The organism is Micromonospora sp. NPDC051006 (genome assembly GCF_044456245.1).
Classification (GTDB): Bacteria; Actinomycetota; Actinomycetes; order Mycobacteriales; family Micromonosporaceae; genus Micromonospora.
In genome coordinates this window covers 153868-164190 of record NZ_JBITFP010000015.1, presented here as the reverse complement: position 1 = coordinate 164190, position 10323 = coordinate 153868, and the positions used below count along the sequence as shown (strand labels likewise).

At 71.7% G+C, this 10323-nt stretch carries 11 protein-coding genes; 6 read left to right on the top strand and 5 right to left on the bottom strand.

The genetic code is table 11. The annotated features are described in order from the left end of the window. Positions 1–265: 265 nt before the first annotated feature. Positions 266–454, top strand: coding sequence for a hypothetical protein (locus tag ACIBBA_RS22365; RefSeq protein ID WP_396699904.1), 189 nt, complete (start codon positions 266–268; stop codon positions 452–454). Positions 455–461: 7 nt separating this feature from the next. Here the strand turns inward: ACIBBA_RS22365 and ACIBBA_RS22360 are convergent, their stop codons facing one another. Further along, the gene (locus tag ACIBBA_RS22360; RefSeq protein ID WP_396699903.1) at positions 462–1118 is read right to left on the bottom strand and encodes a class I SAM-dependent methyltransferase; all 657 of its coding nucleotides are present in this window, start codon (positions 1116–1118) and stop codon (positions 462–464) included. Here ACIBBA_RS22360 and ACIBBA_RS22355 point away from each other — a divergent pair. From ACIBBA_RS22355 to ACIBBA_RS22345, 3 genes are all read left to right on the top strand, one after another. Further along, complete coding sequence (locus tag ACIBBA_RS22355) at positions 1083–1838, top strand: helix-turn-helix domain-containing protein (protein WP_396699902.1); 756 nt, start codon at positions 1083–1085, stop codon at positions 1836–1838. The genes ACIBBA_RS22360 and ACIBBA_RS22355 overlap by 36 nt on opposite strands. Positions 1839–1948: 110 nt before the next feature. Beyond that, positions 1949–2362 carry a YciI family protein gene (locus ACIBBA_RS22350; protein ID WP_357060071.1) on the top strand — a complete coding sequence of 138 codons (414 nt, stop codon included), beginning with the start codon at positions 1949–1951 and terminating at the stop codon, positions 2360–2362. 1 nt (position 2363) lies between these two features. Beyond that, positions 2364–3509, top strand: coding sequence for an RNA polymerase sigma factor (locus ACIBBA_RS22345; protein ID WP_396699901.1), 1146 nt, complete (start codon positions 2364–2366; stop codon positions 3507–3509). Positions 3510–3581: 72 nt separating this feature from the next. Here the strand turns inward: ACIBBA_RS22345 and ACIBBA_RS22340 are convergent, their stop codons facing one another. Beyond that, a complete protein-coding gene (locus tag ACIBBA_RS22340) occupies positions 3582–5426 on the bottom strand; it encodes a glycoside hydrolase family 15 protein (RefSeq protein WP_396699900.1) in 1845 nt (614 codons plus the stop codon). Positions 5427–5501: 75 nt separating this feature from the next. Next, positions 5502–6140: a TetR/AcrR family transcriptional regulator gene (locus tag ACIBBA_RS22335; protein WP_396699899.1), complete on the bottom strand. Its 639-nt coding sequence runs from the start codon at positions 6138–6140 to the stop codon at positions 5502–5504. 63 nt (positions 6141–6203) lie between these two features. On the opposite strand from ACIBBA_RS22335, the gene ACIBBA_RS22330 reads away from it, so the two are divergent. Continuing rightward, a complete protein-coding gene (locus tag ACIBBA_RS22330; protein ID WP_396699898.1) occupies positions 6204–6974 on the top strand; it encodes an SDR family oxidoreductase in 771 nt (256 codons plus the stop codon). A gap of 70 nt (positions 6975–7044) precedes the next feature. Continuing rightward, positions 7045–8286, top strand: a complete 1242-nt coding sequence (locus ACIBBA_RS22325; protein ID WP_396699897.1) for a cytochrome P450 — start codon at positions 7045–7047, stop codon at positions 8284–8286. 68 nt (positions 8287–8354) lie between these two features. Here ACIBBA_RS22325 and ACIBBA_RS22320 read toward each other — a convergent pair whose 3' ends face one another. Both ACIBBA_RS22320 and ACIBBA_RS22315 read right to left on the bottom strand, forming a co-directional pair. Beyond that, a complete protein-coding gene (locus ACIBBA_RS22320; protein WP_396699896.1) occupies positions 8355–8540 on the bottom strand; it encodes a hypothetical protein in 186 nt (61 codons plus the stop codon). Positions 8541–8602: 62 nt separating this feature from the next. Further along, complete coding sequence (locus ACIBBA_RS22315; protein WP_396699916.1) at positions 8603–10267, bottom strand: Na+/H+ antiporter; 1665 nt, start codon at positions 10265–10267, stop codon at positions 8603–8605. Between the last annotated feature and the right edge of the window lie 56 nt (positions 10268–10323).

Genomic DNA, 10323 nt, shown 5'->3' with positions numbered 1-10323 from the left:
CCTACAGCAAGATGTGGATCACCGTGAAGTACAACTGGAGCCTGACCCTGCAGTCCTCGGAGAAGTCCGCGCTGCAGAGCATGCTCAACACCTGCGGCTCCTGACCGCCGTACCCGCCGCCCGGCCGGGCTGCCCACTGGGCAGCCCGGCCGGGCGCTGCGGCGCGGTGTAGATGCGTGCAGCGGCTCATCGCCCACCGCGAGGGGTCGTTGGTCAGATCTGGACGAGGGCCGACCTGTGCGCCCGCCGCCAGGCCGCCGAGGTCATGCTCACCGAGCGGTTCACCCGCACCCGGGAGGCCGGCGACCTTCCGTCAACCGTCGAGCCCCGGCACGCTGCGGTGTACGTCATCGCCCTGTCCCAGGGCTTCGCGGTCCGGGCCGCCTCCGGCGCCAGCCGCGAAGACCTACGAAGCCTGGCCGAACTCGCCCTGCTCAAACTTCCCTGGGAATGAGGCGTCCTCACGCCGGCCTGCGATGGGCTCTGACGACCAGGTCCTGGATGCTCATTCCCGTCGAACCGTGCCCGACCTGGCGGGTCCGGCACTCCGCCACGTCGACGCGCCACAACTCCGTGCTCAGCGAACCTGTCACCGCGTCGAGACCGATCGAGGCCTGCTCGGGGGCGTGGGCCGCCGAGTGCTCGTCGCCAGGAGCGTGCCCGACGACGAGCAGCGTTCCGCCTGGGGCGACGGCCTGGGCCAGCCGGGCAACGAACTCGCTGAAGGGCATGGTGGGGTGGACGTACTGGCTGAGCACCAGGTCGTACTGCTCCGGGGGTTCCCAGGTCGTCAGGTCGGCCACCAGCCAGGAGACGCGCGAGGCGACGTCAGGTTCCTGGCGTGCCGCGAGGTCCTTGGCGTCGCGGACGGCTGTCGCCGAGACGTCGACCGCCGTCACCTGCCAGCCTTGCCGGGCGAGCCAGAGCGCGTCAGCTCCACGTCCGCAGCCCGCGTCCAGCGCGGACCCGACGGGAAAGCCGGTGAGCTCGGCCACCAGCTGGGGGCTCGGCGAGCCGGGTGTACCCGCGTGCCCCTGGTAGTGCTGCTCCCACCATCGCGGGCCGAACGCGGGGTGCTCCCCGTGCGGCGATCCCTGCTGGCCGTGAACCTTGTCCATTTCTCGACTCCTGCTGAGTTGTGCGAAGGAGACAGGTCAGCGCTGTCTGGGCTCAACGGTAGGGTCCGATTCGATAGCGGCAAGGGGCTTTGCGATTTCGGCAAGAAGCCGAGTATCGTGGCGGCTATGTCCCAGGCCGATCTGTCAGATGTCGTTCGTCAACGCATCCGCGGACTGCGCCAGGCGCGCGGCTGGAGCCTCGACTCGCTCGCCGCCCGGTGCCACATCAGCGCGTCGACGCTGAGCCGGATCGAGACGGGTCACCGTCGCATCGACCTCGACCAGCTCGTCGCACTCGCCCATGGGCTGGACACCACGATCGATCATCTCGTGGAGCCGATCGATGACGCCGACGTGATCATCCGGCCGGTGCGGCATCAGGAGGTCGGTCTGACCACCTGGGTGCTGTCGCGCGACGCGGCCCAGCACGGTGGCCGCCTGGTGGCCAAGATGCGGATCACTCCCGAACGGCGCACCGGTCCCGGGAGTCTGGCTGTCCATCCCGGCCGGGAATGGTTCACCGTGCTCAGCGGCACCGCCGTGCTCTACCTCGGCGAGCGCCGGCTGACGGTCGGTCCGGGTGAGGCGGCGGAGTTCTCCACCATGATCCCGCATTCCATCGGCGCGCTGGGCGGGCCGGTCGAGATCCTCACGATGTTCGACCAGGACGGGGAGCGGGCGCACGCCGAGTCGTCCGGAGCCGCGCCCAGCACGGAGTGACTCTTCGTTCTTGCGGTTTTCGGAGGGCGATGTCGAGGACCGGTGGCCGGCTCCGTCCCCTGGGTGAGCGCGACGAGAATGGGTCGCAACCAGCACCGAGGAGAAACACGATGGCCAAGTACCTGCTGCTGAAGCACTACCGCGGCGCGCCGGCTGCGGTCAACGACGTGCCGATGGACCAGTGGGCGCCGGAGGAGATCTCGGCGCACGTGCAGTACATGAACGACTTCGCGGCTCGGCTCGAGACCACGGGCGAGTTCGTCGACGGCCAGGCCCTCGCCCCCGAGGGGACGTTCGTCCGGTACGACGGCGAGGGGCGCCCGCCGGTCACCGACGGCCCGTTCGCCGAGACCAAGGACCTCATCGCCGGCTGGATGGTGATCGACGTCGACAGCTACGAGCGTGCCGTCGAACTGGCCGGGGAGCTGTCGGCCGCTCCCGGCGCGGGTGGGAAGCCGATCCACGAGTGGCTCGAGCTGCGCCCGTTCCTGACTGCGTCGCCCACCATCACGGAGTGCCACTGAGGTGAACGAGCTCCTGCTCCGGAGCCTCATGCCGAGCGTGCTCGCCATCCTCGTCCGCCGCGGAGCCGACTTCGCGGCGGGCGAGGACGCCGTGCAGGACGCAATGGTCGAGGCGGTCCGCGTCTGGCCGGCCGACCCGCCGCGGGACCCGAAGGGCTGGCTGGTCACCGTGGCCTGGCGCCGGTTCCTCGACGCGACCCGGGCGGACGCCGCCCGGCGCCGGCGGGAGGACCTCGTCGACGACGAGCCGGCGCCCGGGCCCGCGCCCGGGGTGGACGACACGCTCCAGCTCTACTTCCTGTGCGCTCACCCGTCGCTGACGCCGTCGTCCGCGGTCGCGCTCACGCTGCGCGCCGTCGGCGGGCTGACCACCCGCCAGATCGCTCAGGCCTACCTGGTGCCCGAGGCGACCATGGCGCAGCGCATCAGCCGGGCCAAGCGCACCGTCTCGGGGTTGCGGTTCGACCAGCCCGGCGACGTCGCCACCGTGCTGCGCGTGCTCTACCTGGTCTTCAACGAGGGCTACTCCGGCGACGTCGACCTGGCCGCCGAAGCCATCCGGCTCACCCGGCAACTCGCGGCCGCGATCGACCACCCCGAGGTGGCGGGGCTGCTCGCACTCATGCTGCTGCACCATGCCCGGCGCGCCAGCCGGACCGCGCCGGACGGCAGCCTGGTGCCGCTCGCCGAGCAGGACCGTGGCCGGTGGGACACCACGTCGATCGCCGAGGGCGTCGAGATCCTGCAGGCGGCCCTCGCCCGCGACCGGCTGGGCGAGTTCCAGGCCCAGGCCGCCATCGCGGCCCTGCACGCCGACGCGCCCACCGCCGAGGAAACGGACTGGGTGCAGATCGTCGAGTGGTACGACGAACTCGCGCGCCTGACCGACAGTCCGGTCGTCCGGCTCAACCGCGCGGTGGCCGTCGGCGAGGCCGATGGACCGCGAGCCGGGCTCGCAGCGCTCGCCGCGCTGGACGAGGCGGTGCCCCGCCGCACGGCGGTGGCGGCGTACCTCCACGAGCGCGACGGCGACCTGGCGACGGCGGCACGGCTGTACGCCGAGGCGGCCCGAAAGGCCGCCAACCTCGCCGAGCGCGACCACCTGACCCGCCAGGCCGCCCGGCTCAACGCCCGCCGGGACCGTTGACCGGTCACGTTTCCGCAGCACCTGGTGCGGCCAGGGCCCTCAGCCCACCGCGAGTAGGCCCTACCGGCCCGGTCAGTGCTCGCTCTCCGGATGGCCTTCCTGACTGGCGGGGATGAGGCGATCGGGTGCCGGCGGAAAGTCGCGGTGTCCGGCGTCGAGGTCGGTCAGGTCTCCGGCGGCGTTGATGAGGCCGATGTGGGAGAAGGCCTGGGGAAAGTTACCCAGCTGCTCTCCGCTGCGCGGGTCGATCTGTTCGGCGAGCAGACCCAGGTCGTTGGCCTGGGAGGTCAGTCGCTCGAAGAGCTGGCCGGCCCGGTCGCGCTCACCGGCCAGCGCGAGGCAGCTGATCAGCCAGAACGAGCAGATGACGAAGCCGGCGGGGTCGCCCTCCCAGCGACGCAGCAGGCCATGGTCGGACAACCGCTCCTCGACCATCCGAATCGTGGACCGCATCCTCGGGTCGGTCGCCGGCAGGAAGCCGACCAGCGGCATGAGCAGGACCGACGCATCCAGGTCGTCGCTGTCGAAGGCACCCGTGTAGGCCCCCACCCGCTCGCTCCAACCCCGGCTGAGCACGGCGCGGCGTACCTCGTCCCGGGCCGTCGTCCAGCGCGCGACGTCTTCCTGCGAGCCGAGCCGGGTACCGAAGCGGACAGCCCGGTCCAGCGCCGTCCAGCACTGCACCTTCGACGACACGTAGTGGCGCTCGGCGTCACGTGCCTCCCACATTCCCGCGTCGGGCAGGTGCCAGTCCCGCGCGGCCCGTTCGGTCATCGCCCAGAACACGTCCCGGAAATCCGGTGGTATCGGGTCGAGGTGCTCGCGCATCAGCCAGGCCGCGCTCAGTGTCTCACCGTGCACGTCGTTCTGACGTTGCCGCCAGGCATCGTTGCCGACCATCACCGGTCGGCTGTTCGCGTAGCCGGCCAGGTGGTCGAGGTGGTGTTCGGTGAGGTCCCGCTCTCCTTCGACGCCGTACATGATCGGCACGATGCCCTCGGCCATCCCCATCGACCGGGCCAGCCACCCCACCTGCCGGGTGATCTCGTCGGTACAGGCCACTCGCCAGAGCGCGTCCAGGGTGAAACTGAAGTCGCGGATCCAGACGTAGCGGTAGTCGTAGTTCCGCGCCCCGCCCAGCTCCTCGGGCAGCGACATGGTCGGGGCGGCAACCACCGCCCCGCTGGGCCGGTAGGTCATGCCCTGCACCACCAGCGCGCTGCGTCGCACCTGCTCACGGTAGAGACCCTGGTAGTCGTGCAGACCGAGCCACGACCGCCAGCCCGCCGCCGCGTCGTCGATCACCTGTTGGGCGTCCAACACCGCCGGCGGGCCGGCGTTGTACGCCGGTGCGTACGCGAGGGTGAAGTCGTGGGTTTCCCCGGCCCGTACCGTGAACGATCCGAACGCCTCGCCGCCCTCGGCGGACAGCGGAACGCTGGTACGCAGATTCAGCCGGGCCGCTGCCGCGGCGGCGACCAACGCGGCGTCCTGCCACACCAACTGGGCGGTCATCCGGCCGTACTCGAACCGCGGCCGGTAGTGCAGCCGCATCGGGACCTCGCCCGAGAGCCCTCGCACCACCCGAGCCAGCACTCGCGGCGACTGCAGACCGACGTCATGGCCGCGCGCGCCCGGCTCCAAGGCCAGTGCGTCGGTGATCGCCACACTGCCGGTGGCGGTACTGAAGACGGTGCGCAGCACCAGCGAGTCGACCAGATAGGCACGTTCGGTCCGGAACGGGCCCTCGGGACGGATCTCCCAGTGCCCGGCGTCGTCGTCGAGCAGCCGGGCGAAGACCGACGGAGCGTCGAACCGTGCCGGGCACCACCAGTTCACCGAACCCGCGCTGTCCACCAATGCGGCGCTCCGGCCATCCGCCAGGAACCCGTGGTCCGCGATCTGCCCCGATCCCATCCGGCGGACTACCCGAACGGAACTCACTGACACGTTTCGCCCCGGCGCCGCCATGGCATGCCGCGGAAGTCCTTCTCACGCGTCCGCCGGACCGGTTCCGACGATGTCGTCGCCGAAGGCGGCCGCGAGCGCCTTCGCGATCAGGTCGGACAGCTCGCTCCGTCCGTCCTCCTCGGCCCAGCGCACCAGTGCCGTGTGCATGGCGGCCAGGCAGGCGCTGGCCGCCGCTTGAGCGTGGAACGGCGCGTCCGGGTCGGTGGCGTCGTCCGCGAGGGCGGCGACGATGGCCTGCTGCAGGGCGTAGTGGTTGTCCAGGTGCTTGGCCCGCAGGGCCGGCGTCGAGATCATGAGCCGGAGGCGGGCGAGCAGGAACTGCCCGTTCGCGGTCGGGGCGTCTCCGTCGCGGCCGCCGGTCAACGTCGCGGCCGAGTCGATGAGCGCGCTGCCGATGCGCCGGACCAGGGGCTGTGTGGTCGGCGTCGCGGCGATCCGCTCGGCGACGAGCCGGCCGTGCTGGTCGATGAGGACGAGGTCCTCCTTGGTGGGGAAGTGCCGGTAGACGGTCATGGGGGACACGCCCGCGGCCTCGGCGACGTCGGTCACGGTGGTGGCGTCGTATCCGCGCTCGGTGAACAGCCGTACCGCGTGCGCCTGGATCGCGCGCTGCGTGTCGGCTCGTCGTTGTGCTCGCAACGTTGAGTGCTGGTCGGGCATGTGATAGACACTACCGCACTGGTAGTAACTACCAGTTCGGTAGCAACTCGCATCGTGAGGTGGATGAGCATGACTGATCTGGCCGGTAGGACAGCTCTGGTGACCGGAGCGTCGCGCGGCATCGGGCGGGCGATCGCGGCCCGCCTGGCGGCGAACGGGGCAGCGGTCATCGTGCACTTCGGCGCGGACAAGGACGGTGCGGCGGCGACCGTCGACGAGATCGAACGCGCCGGCGGGAGCGCACGCGCCGTCCGTGCGGAGCTGGGTGTGGACGACGACGTCGAGACGCTCTTCGCGGGCGTCGAGGCCGCCCTGGCCGGGCGGCCACTCGACATCCTCGTCAACAACGCGGCGGCCGTGCCCGCCGGCCCGCTCGCGGTCACGACGCGCGCGGAGTTCGACCACCTCTTCGCGGTGAACGTACGAGCGCCGTACTTCATCATCGAGCGAGCACTGCCGCTGCTGCGCCACGGTGGCCGCATCGTCAACATCTCATCCGTGGCGACCCGGATGGCCAACCCCACCCAGACGTCGTTCGCCATGACGAAGGGCGCGCTCGAGACGATGAGCCTGACCCTCGCCAGCCAGCTCGGGACCCGGGGGATCACGGTGAACGCGGTTGCTCCCGGCGCCACCCGCACGGCGACCAACGGATCGGCCTTCGAGGCGCCGGGCCTGGCCGAACTCATCACCGCGATGACGGCACTCGATCGGCTGGGAGGCGCCGACGACGTCGCCGACGTGGTCGCCTTCCTCGCCTCCGACGCGGCGCGCTGGATCACCGGTCAGGTCATCGACGCGAGTGGTGGCCTGTTCCTCGGACCGCGCGCCTGACCACAGATCGCCGGCCCGCCTGAACGAGGAGGCGTGGTTTACCGCCGGGCCCGCCGGGCAGGACTGCACCATGCCCACACGCTCCACCATTCGCCTCGACAACGCTCTTCCGCTCGCCCTGGAGGGCTACGCCTGGCTGCCCAACCGGCTGCGCCGGGCCGACGCGGACGTACTGCGGACTCGGCTGCTGGGGCAGCGCGCCGTGGCGTTGCACGGTCCGGCCGCCGCGCGCTTCTTCTACGACGAGCGGAACGTCCGCCGGCAAGGAGCGATCCCGGGCCCGGTGCAGAGCACCCTGTTCGGCCACCACGCGGTGCACACCCTCGACGGCGCGGCGCACCGGGTCCGTAAGGAACTGCTCGTCGGGCTGCTGATGAACGGCGGCATCGACGGCCTGGTCGACCGGGCCGCCGCTGCCTGGCAGGCCGCCGCCCGGGACTGGCCGACCCGGAGCCCGGTGGTCCTCTTCGACGAGGTCAGCCAGGTGCTGACCCGGGCGGTCTGCGACTGGACCGGCATCCCGCTCGCGCCGGCCGAGGTGCCGGTGCTCGCCGGCGACCTCGTCGCCATGGTCGACGGCTTCGCCACCGCCGGTCCCCGGCACTGGCGGGCCCGGCGGGCCCGGACCCGCCGGGAGAACTGGCTGGCCACGCTGATCGAGCAGGTCCGCCGGGGCGAGTCGAGCGCCGCACCGGGTTCCGCGGTCGCGGCGGTGGCGGAGCACCGGGACGTCGACGGCAAGACGCTGGACCCCTGCGTCGCCGCGGTCGAGCTGCTCAACATCATCCGGCCCACGGTCGCGGTGAGCTGGTTCGTGGCCTTCGCCGGGCACGCGCTTCACCGCTGGCCGGCGCATCGGGACCGGCTCGGCTCGGCCGAACCGGCGTTCACCGAGGCGTACGCGCACGAGGTCCGCCGGTTCTATCCGTTCGCGCCGTTCGTCGGCGGGCGGGCGGTGACCGACCTGGCGTGGGAGGGGGTGCCCATCCCGGCCGGCGCGATCGTGCTGCTCGATCTGTACGGACAGAACCACGACCCCCGACTCTGGCCGGAGCCGTACCGGTTCCGCCCGGAGCGCTTCCTCGGCCGGGAGATCGGGCCGTTCGAGCTGGTGCCGCAGGGCGGTGGCGATCCACGCACCGGCCACCGCTGCCCCGGCGAGCTGATCACCGTGGCGTTGCTGCGGGATCTCGCCGTGCGGCTGGCCCGCCTGGCCTACACGGTGCCCGAGCAGGACCTTCGCATCCCTCTGCACCGCATCCCGACCCGACCGGTGGACGGCCTGGTGATCGCGGTCCGTCCGACGGCCTGACGGACCGCTCCCGCGTCGCCGCCGCCATCGGTGACACCGCGGCGCTGTCGGTGCGCCCGGAACGGCCGTCAGTCGGTGCCGTCGGTGTCGGCCAGGCGGTCGGCCGGCGCCGTGGTGACCGGATGTCCCGTGTCGTCCACCATCCCCGGCGCCATGCTCCCGCCGTGCGCCTCCTGCGCCGCCCGGGTCCGCCGTGCCGCCGCATCCTGCGGAATCGCGATGTCGTCGTCGCGCTGCTGCTCCGGGTTGCTCACCGGCCACGTCCCTCCGTCGGTCTTGAAGCGGCGGTACCCCGACGGACGGCACGGAAACCGGGTCAGCGCGATGCCCGGTTCGGGAGCAGCAACTCCTCGTGATCGAGTTCCCGTTCCAGGATGCGGAGCCCTTCGTCGGGCAGCCGGCCGGCGTCGCGCCAGCGCAGCAGCTCCTCTCGCTGCGCGCCGATGGCCGCCCGACGGACCCGTAGCGCCGTCTCGTACTGCGGTGAGGTGGGTAGCTCGGCCGACTCGGTCTGCTCCAGCAGGTCGAGCCGCCCGCGGTAGCGCGCCAACCGGGTCAGCAGTTGGGTGCGGGTGGTGTTGACGGCCTCCGCGCTGTCCCGGTCGTCGGCGGCGACCTCGTCCAGGCGGGCCAGGGCAGCCTCGACCGCCGCCGAGCGGGCCTCGTTGCGGATCCGAGCCTGGTCGGTCTCGTTGGCGCGCAGGCCCAGCATCCGTACCAGCGGCGCGAACGTCAGGCCCTGCCCGACGAGCGTCACCAGGACGACCACGAAGGTGCAGAACAGCAGAAGGTTGCGGTCGGGGAAGGGCGCGCCGCTCTCGGTGGTCAGCGGCAGCGTGAAGATCGCCGCCAGGCTGATGACGCCACGGGTGCCGGACCAGCTCAGCGCCACCACTTCGCGGCGGTTGAGCCGGCGGGCGTTGCGGTCCGCGCGCGCGACCTGCCGGCTGCTGCTGGTCTCGTCGGGGTCGTCCTGGTCGGAGATGCCACCCAGGCGGGTGTGCAGCGACCGGGGGAGCGACTGGGTCAACCCCAGCCACGCGGGGCGTAGCAGCAGCACCACGCCGACCGATATCGCGACGGCGATGGCGATGGTGGACGGGTCGTACTGGCGCAGGCCCCGGACGACCTCGGGAAGCTGCTGGCCGATCAGCAGGAAGACGAAGCCTTCCAGGAGGAAGTCGACCAGCCGCCACACCGCGCTGGTCTGCAACCGGCTGGCGCCGGAGTCGAGCTGGGGCGTGTGGTGGCCGACGACCAGCCCGGCGATCACCACGGCGAGCACGCCGGAGACGTGCAACTCCTCGCCCAACAGGTAGGCGACGAACGGCGTCGCCAGCGAGATGGCGTTGGACAGCAACGGGTCCACGGTCAGCGGTCGAGCCAGCCGTACCGCCCAGGCGACGACCGCCCCCACGGCGACGCCACCGGCCGCCGCCAGCACGAACTGCCCCACGGCCGCCGGAAAGGAGAACTCACCACCGACGGCCGCGGCCACCGCGACGCTGAGGATCGTCAGCGCGGTCGCGTCGTTGAGCAGTCCTTCGCCCTGGATGATCGTGACCAGCTTCGGCGGCAGGTTCACCCGGCGGCCCACCGCCAGGGCGGCCACCGGGTCGGGCGGCGCGACAGCGGCGCCGATCGCGATGCCGGCAGCCAGGGTCGCCCCCGCGACGAACAGGTGGAACCCGATTCCCACGAGTAACGCGGTGAAGAGCACCAGCACCACGGACAGGCTGACCACGATGCGTAGGTTCCGGCGGATGCCCAACAACGAGGAGTCCAGTGCGGCGCTGTAGAGCAACGGCGGCAGCACGACCATGAGCACGAGGTCGGGATCGAGGCTGATGTTCGGCCCCGGGAGCAGCGCGTAGGCGATGCCGATGAGCGGCAGCAGCGCCGCCGCCGGCAGGCCGGTACGGGCCGCCACCCACCGCACCACCACGATGACCGCGACGGCGGCGAGCACGAACAACAACATCGTCTGGGTGCTCACCTGGTGACCTCTCCCTGAAGCGGCGCGAGGGTACGAGACTG